General features: G+C 39.7%; 15 protein-coding genes. 11 read left to right on the top strand and 4 right to left on the bottom strand.

Going from position 1 to position 16,937, the window contains the following annotated elements; genetic code table 11:
* Nucleotides 1–224 precede the first annotated feature (224 nt).
* From prpB to putP, 5 genes are all read left to right on the top strand, one after another.
* Nucleotides 225–1,112: a methylisocitrate lyase gene (gene prpB / locus ACA100_RS02535; RefSeq protein WP_481078444.1), complete on the top strand. Its 888-nt coding sequence runs from the start codon at nucleotides 225–227 to the stop codon at nucleotides 1,110–1,112.
* Between the two features lie 37 nt (nucleotides 1,113–1,149).
* The gene (prpC, locus tag ACA100_RS02530; protein ID WP_481078443.1) at nucleotides 1,150–2,310 is read left to right on the top strand and encodes a bifunctional 2-methylcitrate synthase/citrate synthase; all 1,161 of its coding nucleotides are present in this window, start codon (nucleotides 1,150–1,152) and stop codon (nucleotides 2,308–2,310) included.
* 42 nt (nucleotides 2,311–2,352) lie between these two features.
* Nucleotides 2,353–3,780 (top strand): bifunctional 2-methylcitrate dehydratase/aconitate hydratase, encoded by a 1,428-nt coding sequence (locus ACA100_RS02525; protein WP_481078442.1) that lies wholly within the window; start codon nucleotides 2,353–2,355, stop codon nucleotides 3,778–3,780.
* A gap of 239 nt (nucleotides 3,781–4,019) precedes the next feature.
* Nucleotides 4,020–7,175, top strand: coding sequence for a bifunctional proline dehydrogenase/L-glutamate gamma-semialdehyde dehydrogenase PutA (gene putA / locus ACA100_RS02520; RefSeq protein WP_481078441.1), 3,156 nt, complete (start codon nucleotides 4,020–4,022; stop codon nucleotides 7,173–7,175).
* Nucleotides 7,176–7,184: 9 nt separating this feature from the next.
* Nucleotides 7,185–8,783, top strand: a complete 1,599-nt coding sequence (gene putP, locus ACA100_RS02515) for a sodium/proline symporter PutP (protein ID WP_481078440.1) — start codon at nucleotides 7,185–7,187, stop codon at nucleotides 8,781–8,783.
* A gap of 117 nt (nucleotides 8,784–8,900) precedes the next feature.
* On the opposite strand, the gene ACA100_RS02510 is transcribed toward putP, so the two are convergent.
* From ACA100_RS02510 to ACA100_RS02500, 3 genes are read right to left on the bottom strand one after another with little or no spacing between them, the layout of a single operon-like run.
* Entirely contained in the window at nucleotides 8,901–10,235 is a 1,335-nt protein-coding gene (locus ACA100_RS02510) for a CoA-disulfide reductase (RefSeq protein ID WP_481078439.1), read from the bottom strand.
* Nucleotides 10,236–10,257: 22 nt separating this feature from the next.
* Complete coding sequence (locus ACA100_RS02505; protein ID WP_481079094.1) at nucleotides 10,258–11,691, bottom strand: L-cystine transporter; 1,434 nt, start codon at nucleotides 11,689–11,691, stop codon at nucleotides 10,258–10,260.
* 38 nt (nucleotides 11,692–11,729) lie between these two features.
* Nucleotides 11,730–12,404 carry an MBL fold metallo-hydrolase gene (locus ACA100_RS02500; protein ID WP_481078438.1) on the bottom strand — a complete coding sequence of 225 codons (675 nt, stop codon included), beginning with the start codon at nucleotides 12,402–12,404 and terminating at the stop codon, nucleotides 11,730–11,732.
* Between the two features lie 287 nt (nucleotides 12,405–12,691).
* On the opposite strand from ACA100_RS02500, the gene ACA100_RS02495 reads away from it, so the two are divergent.
* The 6 genes from ACA100_RS02495 to thiE all read left to right on the top strand — a co-directional run bounded on the left by ACA100_RS02495 (nucleotide 12,692) and on the right by thiE (nucleotide 16,491).
* Nucleotides 12,692–13,006 carry a DMT family transporter gene (locus ACA100_RS02495; RefSeq protein WP_481078437.1) on the top strand — a complete coding sequence of 105 codons (315 nt, stop codon included), beginning with the start codon at nucleotides 12,692–12,694 and terminating at the stop codon, nucleotides 13,004–13,006.
* Complete coding sequence (locus tag ACA100_RS02490) at nucleotides 13,006–13,365, top strand: DMT family transporter (protein ID WP_481078436.1); 360 nt, start codon at nucleotides 13,006–13,008, stop codon at nucleotides 13,363–13,365. Before ACA100_RS02495 ends, ACA100_RS02490 begins: the two co-directional genes overlap by 1 nt.
* 94 nt (nucleotides 13,366–13,459) lie before the next feature.
* A complete protein-coding gene (gene fnr, locus ACA100_RS02485) occupies nucleotides 13,460–14,167 on the top strand; it encodes a fumarate/nitrate reduction transcriptional regulator Fnr (protein WP_077926341.1) in 708 nt (235 codons plus the stop codon).
* 70 nt (nucleotides 14,168–14,237) lie between these two features.
* The gene (gene thiM / locus ACA100_RS02480) at nucleotides 14,238–15,020 is read left to right on the top strand and encodes a hydroxyethylthiazole kinase (protein ID WP_481078435.1); all 783 of its coding nucleotides are present in this window, start codon (nucleotides 14,238–14,240) and stop codon (nucleotides 15,018–15,020) included.
* A gap of 11 nt (nucleotides 15,021–15,031) precedes the next feature.
* Nucleotides 15,032–15,841 carry a bifunctional hydroxymethylpyrimidine kinase/phosphomethylpyrimidine kinase gene (gene thiD / locus ACA100_RS02475; protein ID WP_481078434.1) on the top strand — a complete coding sequence of 270 codons (810 nt, stop codon included), beginning with the start codon at nucleotides 15,032–15,034 and terminating at the stop codon, nucleotides 15,839–15,841.
* Complete coding sequence (gene thiE / locus ACA100_RS02470) at nucleotides 15,838–16,491, top strand: thiamine phosphate synthase (RefSeq protein ID WP_481078433.1); 654 nt, start codon at nucleotides 15,838–15,840, stop codon at nucleotides 16,489–16,491. Before thiD ends, thiE begins: the two co-directional genes overlap by 4 nt.
* Here the strand turns inward: thiE and ACA100_RS02465 are convergent.
* Nucleotides 16,471–16,857, bottom strand: a complete 387-nt coding sequence (locus tag ACA100_RS02465) for an Rrf2 family transcriptional regulator (protein ID WP_481078432.1) — start codon at nucleotides 16,855–16,857, stop codon at nucleotides 16,471–16,473. The two genes, thiE and ACA100_RS02465, sit on opposite strands and share 21 nt — an antisense overlap.
* Nucleotides 16,858–16,937 lie beyond the last annotated feature (80 nt).

Here is a 16,937-nt window from a genome sequence, read left to right as displayed (position 1 = left end):
CATATTGTTTCAATTGTTCCACATTATCCTGAATATTGAAACAATAATGTTTAAGAAAATAATTTATTGATGGGAAATGAAAATTATTTTCTAGTGATATAAAACAATCAGATAAACAATTTATTACAAAAAAACTACATAAAAATAAAACTTGGCACGCTAATTGCTTTAATCATTCCAGAATGAACACAACAAAAACAAACAGAACAAACAAAGGAGCGATTATGGTTGGGCAATCTAAAGGTAAGGAATTCAGAGAAGCCTTGGCAGTGGAATCTCCACTTCAATTAGTGGGTGTGATTAATGCCAATCACGCATTATTGGCAAAGCGTGCAGGGTTTAAGAGCATCTATTTATCTGGTGGTGGCGTTGCAGCTGGTTCTTTGGGTGTACCAGATTTAGGGATTGCAACACTGCATGATTTTGTGACAGACATTGATCGCATTACCAATGTGTGTGATCTACCGCTCATTGCAGATGCAGACAGTGGTTTGGGTCCAACAGCATTTAATATCGCTCGTACAGTGAAAGAATATACAAAGGCAGGGGCAGCTGGTCTTCATATTGAAGATCAAGTGACAGCAAAACGCTGTGGTCATCGCCCAAATAAAGAAATCGTTTCTACCGAAGAGATGGTAGATCGTATTAAGGCGGCAGTGGATGCAAGAACAGATCCAAATTTTGTCATTATGGCAAGAACGGATGCGCTCGCTGTGGAAGGGATGGAAAAAACTTTAGAGCGTGCGGCAGCTTATATCGAAGCGGGTGCAGACATGCTTTTCCCAGAAGCCATCACAGAGTTATCAATGTACAAACAGTTCGTCGATAGAACTAAAGTACCAGTATTGGCAAATCTAACCGAATTCGGGCAAACCCCATTATTCACGCTAGATGAGCTCCGTACTGTTGAGGTCGCGATTGCGCTTTATCCATTATCAGCATTTCGCGCTATGAATAAGGCTGCGTTGAATGTGTATGAAACACTTCGTAAAGAAGGTACACAAAGAAGTGTCGTGGATACAATGCAAACGCGTGAAGAACTCTATCAAAGCATCAATTATTACCATTATGAAGAATTTTTAGATTCGTTATTCTCATCGCAAAAAAAATAATAAAGCGATAGAAAACCATCCAAAGGAGAATGCAGTTATGACTCAAAAATTAGAAATTATTGCACCGACGTTTCGCCCTAAAAAATCTGTAGCATTATCAGGTATGATCGCGGGATCAACAGCGCTTTGTACGGTGGGTTTAAATGGCAATGAATTGCACTATCGCGGCTATGATATTTTAGACTTAGCTGAACATTGTGAATTTGAAGAAGTCGCTCATTTATTGATTCATGGAAAACTCCCCACACAAAATGAGTTAAATTTATATAAGAAAAAACTCAAGACTCTGCGTGGTTTACCAAAGAACGTCCAAAAAGCCTTGGAAACATTACCAGCATCATCGCACCCGATGGATGTATTGAGAACAGGTGTTTCTTTAATGGGCTGTATTTTGCCAGAAAAAGAAGGGCAAGATTGTGCGGGTGCGCGCGATATTGCGGATCGCTTAATGGCATCTTTGGGTTCAATGTTAGTTTATTGGTATCAATATAGCCATAACGGCATTCGTATCGAGCTAGAAACAGATGAAGATTCTTTGGGTGGTCACTTTTTACATCTATTACATGGTCATGCGCCTTCGTATGAATATGTTCGTGCAATGCATGTTTCATTGATTTTATATGCAGAGCATGAATTCAATGCATCTACTTTTACAAGTCGTGTGATTGCAGGCACAGGTTCAGATATGTACTCATGTATTTCTGGTGCGATCGGCGCTTTACGTGGACCAAAACATGGTGGTGCAAACGAAGTATCTTTTGAAATTCAGCAGCGCTATAACTCGCCCGATGAGGCAGAAGAGGATATTTTGCGCCGTGTTGCGAATAAAGAGATCATCATCGGTTTTGGTCATCCTGTTTATACATTGGCAGATCCACGTAATGTTGTGATCAAAAAAGTTGCCCATGATTTATCTGTGGATGCAGGTTCATTGAAAATGTACAACATTGCAGAGCGTATCGAAGAATTAATGATGCGTGAAAAGAGCATGTTCCCGAATTTGGATTGGTTCTCTGCTGTTTCGTATCACATGATGGGCGTGCCAACAGCGATGTTTACACCACTATTTGCAATTGCTCGTACATCTGGCTGGGCAGCACATGCCATCGAGCAAAGAAAAGATAACAAAATTATTCGTCCATCGGCTGAGTACACAGGACCAGAGCCAATGGAATTTGTTTTCATCAATGAACGTTAATCATTAACGGATCAATCAATTGTTTATTTTAAGGAAAAAGAAATGCAAAAATTTGATCAAGTAATACAGGATATTGTGTCTTATGTAACAGCTTATGAGATTAAGTCTGACTTGGCTTATCAAACAGCTCATTACTGTTTATTGGATACTTTGGGCTGTGGTTTAGAAGCGCTAGATTATCCCGCGTGTACTAAATTAATGGGCCCAATTGTGGCAGGAACAACTGTGCCAAATGGTGCAAAAATCCCAGGTACACAATTTCAATTAGATCCTGTACAAGCAGCATTTAACATTGGTGCAATGATTCGTTGGTTGGATTTTAACGATACATGGTTGGCCGCTGAATGGGGCCATCCATCAGATAATTTAGGCGGTATCTTAGCGGTAGCAGATTGGTTATCACGTGTTACCATTGCTAATGGTAAAAAGCCATTAACAATGAAAGCTGTGTTAACAGGTATGATCAAAGCACATGAAATTCAAGGCTGTATTGCTTTAGAAAACTCATTCAATAAAGTGGGTTTGGATCACGTAATTTTAGTGAAAGTCGCTTCGACTGCTGTAGTTGCAGAGATGTTAGGCTTAACCAATGATGAAATTTTGAATGCTGTGTCATTGGCTTGGGTAGATGGCCAATCGCTCCGTACTTATCGTCATGCACCAAACACAGGTTCAAGAAAATCTTGGGCGGCGGGTGATGCAACTTCACGCGCAGTGCGTTTAGCATTGATGGCTCAGAAAGGTGAAATGGGTTATCCATCAGCGTTGACGGCTAAAACATGGGGTTTTTATGATGTCTCTTTCAAAGGTCAGGCATTCAAATTCCAACGTCCTTATGGTAGCTATGTCATGGAAAATGTTCTATTTAAGATCTCTTTCCCAGCAGAATTCCACTCACAAACAGCAGTAGAAGCAGCAATGACGTTGAAAGGTGTGTTGGATAGCAAAGGCAAAACTTTTGAAGACATCGAGAAAGTCACAATTCGTACGCACGAAGCATGTATCCGCATCATTGATAAAAAAGGCCCATTGAATAATCCAGCGGATCGCGATCACTGTATTCAATATATGGTTGCAGTGCCATTAATTTATGGTCGCTTAACTGCTGCGGATTATGAAAATAATATCGCAAGCAATCCAGCGATTGATGCACTGCGTGACAAGATGGTTTGTGTGGAAGATCCGCAATTTACTAAAGATTATCATGATCCTGATAAACGCTCGATTGCAAATGCATTAACGATCACTTTGAAAGATGGCACGGTTCTGGATGAAGTAGTGGTTGAATACCCAATTGGGCATAAACGTCGTAGAGAAGATGGTATTCCATTATTAATTGAAAAATTCAAAGTGAATTTGGCGCGTCGTTTCCCTGAGAAGCAGCAAAAGGTAATACTGAATGCTTCGCTTGATTTGAAAGCAATCAGTGAGATTCCAGTGAATGAATATGTGGATCTGTACGTTATTTAAAAATTTATAAATATAATCCCACTTTGCCCACAGTTTGTTGATGTGGGCTTTTTTGTTTTTATAATGCATTGAAATATATTGGCAAGTGATTATTTTATGACTTTTTAATTAAAATAAAAAATTTCTCAATAAAACATTATCTTTATCAAAGATTACTTGTTAATGAATTGTTTTTGTTTCATGATGAGCCTACATTAAAGCTACATAAATTGAATAATAATTTTTTCGGAGGCTGAACAATGTACGATTTAAAGCGCATTATGAATGGCAATGGGCTAAATCAATTAAACTCAAATGAGTTTTTTAGTGAAATAGGGCAAGTTTATTTACAGAATGAGCAAGAGTGCCTAGTAGCTTTAAAGTCAATCATCGAGCCAACATCGAGTGTTGCAGAAAACATACATCAAAAAGCTTATCACTTGGTGGAAGCGATCCGTCATCAGCCTGATATTGAAAGTTCGCTCGATGCTTTATTACGTGAATATAATCTTACTTCTAAAGAAGGTTTAGTTTTGATGTGCTTGGCAGAGGCATTTTTGCGTATTCCTGACAAGAAAAGTGCAGATGCTTTGATCCGAGATAAGATTGTTGGCGTTGATTGGGAAGAGCATAAAGGCAAAAGTAATAAGCAGCTTGTGAACTTCGCCACTTGGGGCTTAATGCTCACCAATAATATTGTGGATGTGAATGAGGCGAGTGGCGTATTTAAAAAGCTTGTGAATTCAATGAGTGAACCTATGATCCGCCAAGCGGTACACTTTGCAATGCAAGTCATGGGTAAACAATTCGTGCTTGGTGAAAACATGCCTGAAGCTTTAAAAAATGGCATGAAACAACGTGAAAAAGGCTATACATTCACATTTGATATGCTCGGCGAAGCTGCGATGACTCGAGAAGATGCTGAGCGTTATTTTGAAGACTATATGAATGCATTGAGAACTGTTGGGCAAGAGAAAGCCATGCCGAATAGTCCTAAGCCTTCTTTGTCCATTAAATTATCAGCACTGCATCAACGTTACAATGTTTCGCAAAAGCATCTAGTGATGACAGAATTATTTGAGCGTGTGAAAGCGCTCGCATTATTGGGTAAAGAGCTTGATGTAGAAATTAGCATCGATGCAGAGGAAGCAGATCGTCTAGAGCTTTCATTAGAATTATTTGAAAAGCTTGTTCGTGTACCAGAAATTGGTGAATGGGGTGGTTTAGGATTGGTGATTCAAGGCTATGCAAAACATGCGATGCCATCATTGATTTGGGTAACATTGTTGGGTAAAGAACTGGGTATTCAAATTCCTGTACGTTTAGTGAAAGGTGCATATTGGGATACAGAAATCAAAGATTCACAAATCCGTGGTTTGAATAACTTTCCTGTGTTTACACGCAAAGAAAATACGGATGTCTCTTATTTAGCATGTGCAAGTTTTATGTTAAGCCAAGCCAAAGGCGTGATTCGCCCACAATTTGCAACGCATAATGCACAAACTGTAATGACGATTCTTGAGCTTAGTCAGCAGCATGACAATGATCAGTTTGAATTCCAACGTTTACATGGCATGGGAGAAGCTTTATACAATGAAGTGATCCAGAAATATCGTAAAAATGTGCGTATTTATGCGCCTGTTGGTTTACATAATGATTTACTGCCTTATTTGGTGCGTCGTTTATTAGAAAATGGTGCAAATTCATCGTTTGTGCACCAATTGGTTGATCCGACTGTGCCGATTGATGGTTTGATTGAACATCCTGCTTTATTGGTGAATCAGAATAAGCCGATAGAGAATCCATTGATCGCAAAATCAGATGATTTATATGGTGATCGAAAGAATTCCCGTGGTTTAAATATGAACTTCACAAGCACATGGAAACCTTTTGAAATCGCTTATCAGAATGAGTTAAAGCGAGAATGGCGAGCTGCACCTGTGATCAATGGTGAAACATTAGCAGAGTTTCATGATAATTATGATGCATTTGCGCCTTTTGACTTAACGCACAAGATAGGGCAAGTTGGTACAGCAACGGATCAACAAGCTAAAACCGCATTGAATGAATTGGCAAAATCATGGCCAACTTGGAATGATACTAAAGTTGAAAAGCGTGCTGAGATTTTAGAAAAAATGGCGGATTTATTAGAGCATCATCGCGTTGAGTTAATTGCATTGTGCACGATGGAGGCTGGTAAAACCATTCAAGATGGCGTGGATGAGATTCGTGAAGCGGCTGATTTCTGCCGTTATTATGCCAAAGAAGCACGCCGATATGGCGAAGTAATAGAGCTGAAAGGTCCAGTTGGCGAACGCAATATTTACTATCGTGAAGGTAAAGGAATCTTTGTTTGCATCAGTCCGTGGAATTTTCCATTGGCAATTTATTTAGGACAAATCGCCGCAGCATTGGTTTCTGGTAATACAGTGATCGCAAAACCTGCTGAAGCAACGCCAATGATCGCTTATCGTGTGTTGGAATTGTTATTTGAAGCAGGTTTACCGAGAAATGTGATTGCATTGTTACCAGGATCAGGCCAACGATTGGGTGATATTTTAACCACTGATCCTCGTGTTGCAGGTGTTTGTTTTACAGGTTCAACGCAAACAGCAAGAACGATCAATATGAATTTAGCAAACCGTGATGGTGCTATTGCAACATTGATTGCCGAAACTGGTGGGCAAAATGTGATGTTTGCAGATTCAACCGCGCTGCCTGAACAAGTGGTGCGCGATGTATTGCAATCAGCATTTGTCAGTGCAGGGCAGCGTTGTTCCGCATTACGAGTTTTATATCTACAAGAGGAGATTGCTGACCGAATTGTTGAGCTTTTGAAAGGTGCATTGGCAGATTATGTTGTGGGATTCCCGTATAATCGCACAACTGATGTGACCTGTGTGATTGATCAACGCGCTAAAGATGGTTTAATGGCGCACATTGAAGCATTAACAGCACAAAATAAATTGGTGGCTCAAGCTCATGTGGATGCTGAGTTGCAAGGCTATTTTGTTGCGCCCACAGTGTTTGAGATTGATTCAATTCAGATGTTAACGAAGGAGCATTTCGGCCCGATATTGCACATAGTGAGATATCAACGAGATGATTTATTGAAATGCATTGATGAGGTGAATCAAACAGGTTTTGGTTTAACGATGGGCATTCATACGCGTAATGATCATATGATTGATGTGATTGAAAAGCATGCGCGTGTTGGTAACTATTATGTGAATCGAAATCAAGTGGGTGCTGTTGTAGGTTTACAGCCTTTTGGTGGTCATGGTTTATCGGGGACTGGACCAAAAGCTGGCGGGCCGTTATATTTGTCAAGATTTATGAATGAACGCTCGACATCCATCAATACAGCTGCCATTGGCGGTGATGCTGCATTGATTGGTTTATCGGCAAAACTTTAAGGAGGATTTATGGGGAGTTTACAACCTTTACATATAACGTTTTTCATCTACATTGTCGCCATGATTGGTATTGGCTTTTATGCTTATAGTACAACACAAAACTTATCTGACTATATTTTAGGCGGTCGTCGTTTAGGTAGTTTTGTCACAGCCTTATCAGCGGGCGCATCAGATATGAGCGGCTGGTTATTGATGGGTTTACCTGGGGCGATTTTGGTTTCGGGGATTTCAGGTTCTTGGATCGCGATCGGTTTAACTGTGGGTGCTTATTTAAACTGGTTATTCGTGGCAGGACGCTTGAGAATGTTCACAGAAAAAGCAGGTGATGCTTTGACATTGCCAGACTTTTTCCATGCACGCTTTGAAGACAATACTCGTTTATTGAAAATTTTCGCGGCGATTATTATTTTATTCTTCTTCGTGATTTACTGTGCTTCGGGTGTTGTGGCAAGTGCGCGTTTGTTTGAAAGTACATTTGGTATGACGTATGAAACAGCATTGTGGGTTGGTGCATTTGCAACGATTGCTTATGTATTCATTGGCGGTTTCTTGGCCGTGAGTTGGACAGATACTGTACAAGCAACATTGATGATTTTCGCATTGTTACTAGTACCAATGGTTGTGATTTTCAAAGTGGGCGATGTTGGTAGTTTTGATATTGCATCTAGCATTGAATTAGTTCGTAGTCACAGCCCATCTCATTTGAATTTTACCCATGGGTTATCATGGATCGCGATCATTTCACTGATGGCTTGGGGATTGGGTTACTGTGGCCAGCCACATATTTTGGTTCGCTTTATGGCGGCTGATTCGGTAAAAACGATTCCAAATGCTCGTCGTATTTCAATTGCATGGATGACAATTTGTTTGGCGGGTGCAGTTGCTGTTGGTTTCTTTGGTTATGCTTACTTCTTGCAATATCCTGAACAAGGTTTGTCGGTGATCGGTGGTGTTGATCCTGCAACTGGTGCGGTAATCAAAGGTAAGGCAGAAACTGTCTTCATGGAATTGGCAAAAGTATTGTTGAATCCTTGGGTTGCAGGCATTGTATTATCTGGTGTTTTAGCAGCAGTAATGAGTACATTGAGCTGCCAATTATTGGTTGCATCAAGTGCTTTGACGGAAGATTTATACAAAGGTTTCTTGCGTAAAGATGCCAAAGAGCAAGAATTAGTTTGGATTGGCCGAATGATGGTATTTGCAGTTGCTGCCTTATCCATCTACATTGCGCATGATCCTGAAAGCAAAGTCTTGGATTTAGTATCGTATGCTTGGGCTGGTTTTGGTGCGGCATTTGGTCCGATTGTTATTTTCTCAATCTTCTGGCGTAAAACGACTCGTAATGGCGCATTGTTGGGTATGATCACAGGCGCATTAACAGTCATCATCTTCCCGAAAATCAAAGAATGGTTAGCAGCAAGCAATGGCGTTGAAGTGGATCAAATCTTATCTTCTATGCCGTTATTGGGCTTATATGAAATCATTCCAGGCTTTGTTTTAGCATGTGTTGTGATCTTTGTTGTGAGCTTAATGGGCAAACCAACACAAACAATGGCAGAGAACTTTGATAAAACTTCTGATGATTATGTGAATGCAATGAAATCATAATATGATTTCATGACCTTGCTCCCTATAGGAGCAAGGTTAATGCTGGATTGAAATTGGAGATAAAAAGAAAGGCTGATGAATTCATCAGCCTTTTTTATTACTTAAAACTAGAAGTGCTTATTTCGCAATACTGCCTGCAATGTTTAAAGCATCCCAAACGCGAGCAAATGGTGGAGCATAAGCAAGATCTAAGAATGCTAAATCTTCCGTAGTTAAGCCTGTCATAATGCCAACTGATAATGCATGCATACGATGAACCGCACCACCATTTTTACCAAAGACTTGTGCACCTAAAATGGCTTTAGTCTCTGCATGGTAGATGAGTTTAATTGTGAGCTGTGCTTGCCCTTTGCAGTAGTTCGCATGGTTTTTATCATTCAAAAGAATCGCTTTATAAGGAATGTTTTCTGCTTTTGCTTCTTTTTCTGATAAACCAGTGCGACCTGCTTCCACCGATAATAATTTTACAGCGGCAGAATTGATCAAGCCTTTAAATACTTTATCACCACCCACAATATTATCACCAATGATACGACCAAGCTTATTTGCACTCGTTGCTAATGGCGAGTAAACATCACGTTTCAATTGAGCATGCCACACCGTTGCACAATCACCCGCAGAGAAAATATCAGGCAATGATGTGCGGCCACGATCATCCACGCGAATGGCACCATTTGGTAACATATTTAAACCGATATCATTAACGAATTGTGTATTAGGGCGAACGCCAGTACAAAGGATGACCATATCTGTAGGATAGCTATCTTTATCCGTTGTCACACCTTTAACTTTATCTTCACCAGTAATGGCTTCAATGGATTCGTTCAAATGTAGATCAATATTGTCATACTGTTCTAACTCAGCTTTGAGCAATTCTGAGATCTCAGGATCAAATGCTTCTGGCATGATGCGATCTAAGCGCTCAAATAGGCGAACTTTTTTGCCTAAATGTGTGAGCGACTCCACCAATTCTAAGCCAATAAAGCCAGAGCCAACAATAGTGATATTTTTAAATGCATCACCTTGTAATAGTGATTTCAGTGTTAAACCATCCTCCATTGTTTTCAATGTGAAAACATTGTCTTTCTCTGTGCCTTTAATGGGCGGAATGATGGCTGTGCCGCCAGTTGCAATCATTAGTTTGTCATAATGATCACTGAATGTATCGCCATCATTCTCAATGACTACGATTTTCTCATCAGGATTCACTGATAGCACCGTATGTTTCGTCTTAACCGTGATGCCTTTTTTGGCAAAATCTTCAGGTGTTAATTCCGACATGTAACTTGGGTCATCAAATTCACCTGAAACGAAATAGGGCAGGCCGCATGCGCCAAAAGATGTGATATTGCTGGCTTCATAGACAACAATTTCAGCATTAGGGTTCACGCGTTTCGCTTTGGCAGCGGTACTCATACCTGCTGCTTCTGCGCCGATAATGATGATCTTCATAGGATCTCCTTATCTTAATAGATTAGTTTAATTCGTTAGTGGAGGAATCTGAATCTAACTGTATCTGTTCGTTGCTGTTGAATACTTGGGTATCCATTTCGCCCATCACTCGTGCGGTCACAGTGCCCGCTGTGATTGAACCTGAAACATTCAATGCTGTACGGCCCATGTCAATTAAAGGTTCGATGGCGATCAATAAACCTGCTAATGCAACAGGATAGTCCATGGCAGATAATACGATCAATGCTGCAAAGGTTGCACCGCCACCAACACCTGCAACACCGAATGAGCTGATTGAGATGATGATTAATAATGGCAAAATGAAACCTAAAGACCAAGGATCAACGCCCATTGTTGGTGCAATCATGAATGCCAACATTGCAGGATAAATACCGCCACAACCATTTTGACCAATCGTTGCGCCAAATGATGCTGAAAAGTTTGCAACACCATCCGAAATACCCAAACCTTGTGTTTGTGTACGAATGTTGAAAGGAATAGATGCCGCACTGCTTCTAGATGTGAAAGCGAAGATCAATACAGGGATGATTTTTTTCACGAATTGTATCGGATTTAAACCTGTTGCTGTGACGATCAATAAATGTACGCCAAACATAATGATTAATGCAACATAAGATGCAGCCACGAAAGAGATTAATTTTGCAATTTCTGCAAATTCAGATACCGCAACCATTTTAGCCATCAATGCCGCAACGCCATAAGGCGTTAAACGTAAAACGATCGTCACTAAACGCATCACGATTGCTTGTGCAACTTGCATAAAATGCTCGAAAGATGCAAATAATTCAGGTTTTTTCTTAGCAATGCCCATCGCTGAAATACCGATGAAAATTGAGAAGATCACAACAGCAATTGTTGATGTGCTGCGTAAACCTGCAATGTCTTGGAATGGATTTTCTGGGATGAAAGCGATGATCATTTTTGGCAGCGAAAACTCACCCATATTTTGGTTAGTTTGTAAAAGTGCTTCACCACGAGCAATTTCAGCTGCACCTGCCGTCATACCTTCTGCATTGAGGCCAAAGAAGTGTGCAACAACGATGCCAACTAATGCGGCAATGACAGTTGTACCCACTAATGTGCCGATAGAAATCGCACTGATTTTACCGATAGATTCCGCACCTTTTAATTTAATGATGGCAGAGATTAATGAAACCATGATCAACGGCATGATGATCATTTTGAGTAGTTTCACATAGCCGACACCAACAATCTCTGTATAGGCAATCGTGTGTTTTAAAATGGCAGCATTTTCAGGATTAATGGATCCATCGCTTGTCGTATATAGGAAATGTAGTACTAAACCGAATAAAACACCTAAACCTAATGCGCTGAAAACTCGCTTGGCGAAGGAGAAGTATTTCTTCTGCATCCAGAATAAAAAGAGAAGAATTGCAACAAAGACCGCAAGATTCAATAGGGTCATCAAGGTTATATTCATAGTTACTCCTTAGTATTTTTGTATTATGAAGTTTAGTGAGTCATTCTGTAATCGACAAATTCGTGGCGATTGGCACGTTTTAAGTAAGGATTTGTTTTAATTTGTGATTCTAGTGTTGCGGTATCGCTTGGACCATAAGCATGACCTGTGTGTAATGTAACATGATGCGGTACAGTTTTGACTATTTTAGTGAGTGATTCAAATAACTCATTTGGGCTAGATCCTGGAAGGTCCGCGCGACCGCAGCCATCAATAAAAATCGTATCACCAGTAATTAGATCATCTTTTAATAAGAAGCAAACAGAGCCAGAGCTATGTCCTGGTGTATGGATGATTTTGGCGGAAGTTTCTCCGATTGTTAAAGTGTCACCATCATTGAAACCTTGAATGTCATCTGGCAATGGTAAGAATACTTTGCTGTTGACGGCTTCTGGTACATTTTTAACGAAATTAATTTCGATTTGGGATGCATATACAGGCACATTGTGGATGGCACGCAAAGCATCGAGTGCATTGGTGTGATCATGATGAGCATGTGTTAACCAAATGGCTTCCAAAGTTACACCTAATTTGTCTAAACGCTGTGCAATGTAATCCGCATTCCATGCGGGATCGAAAACGATCGCTTGTTTTGTAGCTTCATCCACTAAAATATGGCTGAAATTTTGGTAAGGACCAAAAAGTTCGGTGTGAATGCTATAGGACATAAAAAATACCTTATGATTGGAAGAGAATATTGCTGTTAGTATCGTGATTAAGCTAGTTGTGGTCAATAGTCAATTTTTGTAAAGAATGATCAGGATCAGAAGGATCGCGCTTTGTTTTTTTGGCTAAATATAAGGTATTGAAATGCGAATAACTCAATAAATATAAAGATATGTCATAGAGGATTTAAAAGTTGTGTGATCATTAATTAAATTATGATGATAAGACAACACAATTGTGGATTTAATGCTAGAATGATCCTTTTTTAAGCTAGAATTTGACATAAAGAATGCCTGCAAAATTATTACTCGCAGGTGCTATTATTTTTGAAGCACTTGGAATTGTTATGATGAAAGAAGCTCATGGCCTGACGGTCTGGTGGGCTGTCGTTCTCATGGCAGTGTTTTTCGCAGTATCTTTTGTTTGTTTTACATTCTGTTTACGCAAGATGGAAGTGGCCGTGACTTATGCAATTTGGTCTGCATCTGGCGCAATATTAATATTTTTAATCGGAATGTTTTTTTATAAGGAAGCCATCACTCTTCCTATTGGAATTTGCCTAGCATTGATCATTCTAGGCGTATTAATATTAGGTTCGAAATAATGGTAGAATTGATAGCTAAGATCATTCAGTATATTGATAGTTTCAATCCGTGGGTGATGTTAGTTGTTTCAATTCTATTCAGTACAATTGGTACCATTAGTTTAAAGTTTTCCGACGGATTTAAGAATAAAAAGCCAATTATTGGTGTCATCGGCGGATATAGTGTATTTTTTGTATTAATAAATATAATTTTTAAAAATTTAGATGTTAGTATTGGGTATGCTGTTTGGTCAGGATTATCAACGCTAATGGTGTCAGTATCTGGCGTGCTAATTTTTAAAGAGCCATTAACATCCAGAAAATTTTTAGGTTTAGGCTTAATTATTTTAGGTGTGAGTGGTTTAAGTTATTTTAGTTAAATTTTTTGATGATGCACATAGATAATGAAATTTCTATGTTAATATCAGATAGCATTTAAGGTTTGAATATTCAATAAATAAGTGAAGTTAATATATGTCCGTATTGAGAAATCTAAAAATTGCATGCAACAATTGCAGCTTACAGCAGCTGTGCATTCCCGTCGGATTAGAGGGCGAGGATTTCACAAAGCTTGAGTCTATTGTTGGGCATAGCCGACCATTGCCACGAGGCAAGCATATATATCTTCCTGAAGATAGATTTACATCGCTCTACGCTATTCGTTCAGGCTCGGTCAAAACATACAACGTAGCTTCAGATGGTACTGAATACGTTACAGGATTTTATTTGCCTGGAGAAATTATCGGATTAGATGCTGTGGCAACTGGCATTCATCCGTGTGGCGCAAGAACGCTGGAAACGACAAGTTTGTGTGAATTGCCATATGATCGTTTAGAAGATCTATCAGCAATTATCCCGAGCATATCGAAGCAGCTTTTAAGAATCATGAGCCAAGAATTGCATTCAGAAGAGCAGCTATTAATGATGGTGGGTTCGCAATCGGCGGAAGCACGATTAGTTGCGTTATTCTTGAGCTTATCATCACGTTTTTCTCGTCGAGGCTATTCCGCAACAGAGTTTGTCTTGAGCATGTCTCGCTCTGATATCGGTAGCTTCCTAGGATTGGCGGTGGAAACAGTGAGTCGATTGTTAAAACGCTTACAAGAGCAAGAGTTGATTCAGGTGAATCATCGAGAAATTAAGTTGTTAGAGATGGAAAAACTTCGCGCAATGGTGAAGTAAGTAAACCAATGATTAGAAAGCCGTAAGTTTACCTTACGGCTTTTTATTGTATATAAATTTAGGAGGCTTTATGGATGCATATTCATATCTTCATGCATTGCGTCAAAAATCACCGCTTGTTCATAATATGACTAATCAAGTGGTCGCAAACTTTGTTGCGAATGGCTTATTGTCATTGGGCGCATCGCCAATTATGGCGTACGCGGAAGAGGAAGTTGGTACTATCACGAGTATTTGCAATGCGACAGCGCTCAATATTGGTACGATTACTTCTGAAGTTTTCTATGCGATGTTGTTGGTGGGAAAAGCTGCCAATGAATTATCGCATCCTTTGGTATTTGATCCCGTTGGTGTTGGTGCGAGTGATTATCGTAAAGATTGTGCAAAAAGATTATTAGAAACAGCACAAATGACGTTGATTCGTGGTAATGGTGGAGAAATTGCAACTTTATGTGGCATTGATTGGCAATCGAAGGGCGTGGATAGTGGTGAAGGTCATTATGATTTGAAAGATCTTGCTAAAGAAGCGGCATTAAAATTCAATTGTATGATCGCAATCAGCGGAGAAATTGATTGGATCAGCGATGGTCAACGCACTGTTGGTGTAAAAAATGGGCAACCCTTGATGACGCAAGTGACGGGAATGGGTTGTTTATTGACCGCTGTAACCGCAGGGTTCTTGGCAGTGGATCAATCTTTAGATAGTATTATTGCAGCGCACAGTTTATATGGCATTGCAGGTGATCACGCTTATCAAAAGTCACAAGCGCCTGGCACATTCCAAACACATTTTATTGATCAGCTTTATTTATTAACAGAAGCAGATAATCAATATCTTAATATTATCGAATAGGAGAGCAAAATATGATTCCACAGGTTTGTACAATTGCAGGCAGTGATAGCGGGGGCGGTGCTGGCATTCAAGCGGATTTGAAAACATTTCAAGAGCGAGATGTTTTTGGCACTTCAGCAATCATCGCATTGACAGTACAAAATACATTGGGTGTACATGGTGTTCATCCTGTGCCTATGGAATATGTGATTGGGCAATTGGATGCACTGTTTTCTGATTTTGACTTGAAAGCTATTAAAACAGGGATGTTATTAAATAGCGATTATATAATCACTATTGCTAATTATTTGAAAGAGCATTCAAAAGCTGCATTAATCGTTGATCCTGTCATGGTTGCTAAAGGTGGTGCTGCATTGATGGAAGATACAGCAACACAAGCGATGATTGAGTATATGTTGCCATTAGCTACATTAATCACTCCGAATATTCCTGAAGCTGAAACTATTCTAGGTCGAAAGATTGAAAGTGAAGATGATATGGTACAAGCGGCTAAGGGTATTCAAGCGCTTGGCGCTCGCAATGTATTGATGAAAGGCGGTCATTCTTTGAATCATGATGAAGCGCGTGATTTCTTATGGACAGAAGAAGGTAAAGGCTATTGGTTTGGTAGTCAGCGTTTCCATACGAAAAATACACATGGCACTGGTTGTACATATTCAGCGTGCATCACGGCTGAGATTGCGAAAGGTCAGCCTTTGAAAGAAGCGATCGCAACAGCAAAAGAGTACATTACTTCTGCCATTTATCATGGTATTGAAGTTGGACATGGGCATGGGCCAACGAATCATGCCGCTTATCGTAAATTTGGGAAAGTAGAATGATCAATTGGCATAAAGCGCTAAGATTATATTTCATTGCGGGTACACAAGATATTGTGGATCAAGAACAATTGGAAGATGTACTCGAAGAAGCAATTGAGTTTGGCATAACATGTTTTCAATACCGTGAAAAAGGGCAAGGCTCATTAGCTAAATATGAAGATCGTGTTGCGATGGCAAAGCGCCTGCAATTATTGTGCAAAAGTGCAAGTATTCCATTCATTATGAATGATGATGTTGATTTGGCGATAGCAATTGGGGCAGATGCTATTCATGTTGGGCAATCGGATAAGCCAATCGCAGAAACGATTGCTTTGGCTAAACGGCACAATATTGCAGTGGGCTTATCTGTTAATACGATTGAACAGCTGAAAGTCGCAAATACGGTAGATGGTTTAGATTATGTTGGCGTTGGTCCTATTTTTCCAACAACCTCTAAAAGTGATGCCGAGCCTGCCATCGGCGTGAAAGGATTGGCAGAGCGTATATCTTTGTATCCTAATATTCCTAAAGTTGCGATCGGCGGTATTAATACTAAAAATGCAGCAGAAGTTCTACATACAAAAGTGGAAGGCATTGCTGTGATTTCTGCCATTATGGCTTCACAATATCGTGAACGAGATATTGATATTCTATTGATGAATGATGTCTAACAATGTCGTGGAAGCCAGAATATCATCCATTTTGGCTTCTGCATTGAGCATAATTTTCTTAATCGTACAGTTTTCATCTTCATGTACATAGCACTCAAATAGTGATTGTCTACCTTCAATCGCATGGATGATATCTAACATAGAAATATTTTCCCAGCCACGTTTGAGAGAATATCCACCTTGAGCGCCAGACATTGCGCTGACGAGGTTCTCCTTGGAAAGTTTTGTGAGAATCTTTGAAAGATAAGTGGGGGATATGTTCTGTAATTCTGCCAACTCAAGTACACTTGTAGGGGAATCACTGCTTTTTTTTGCAAGAAACATCATTGTATGCAAAGCATAATCAGTTGCTTTTGAGTATTTCATAGACATCCTTGATTAAGATTCGGCTGATTTTGTAATATTATTTTTAATAAAAAACCTCTCAGTATTTATCTAAGAGGTTT

The organism is Wohlfahrtiimonas sp. XWW7, assembly GCF_056716055.1.
Note: the sequence above shows the minus strand (reverse complement) of the source record. Positions and strands in the feature narration are given on the sequence as shown.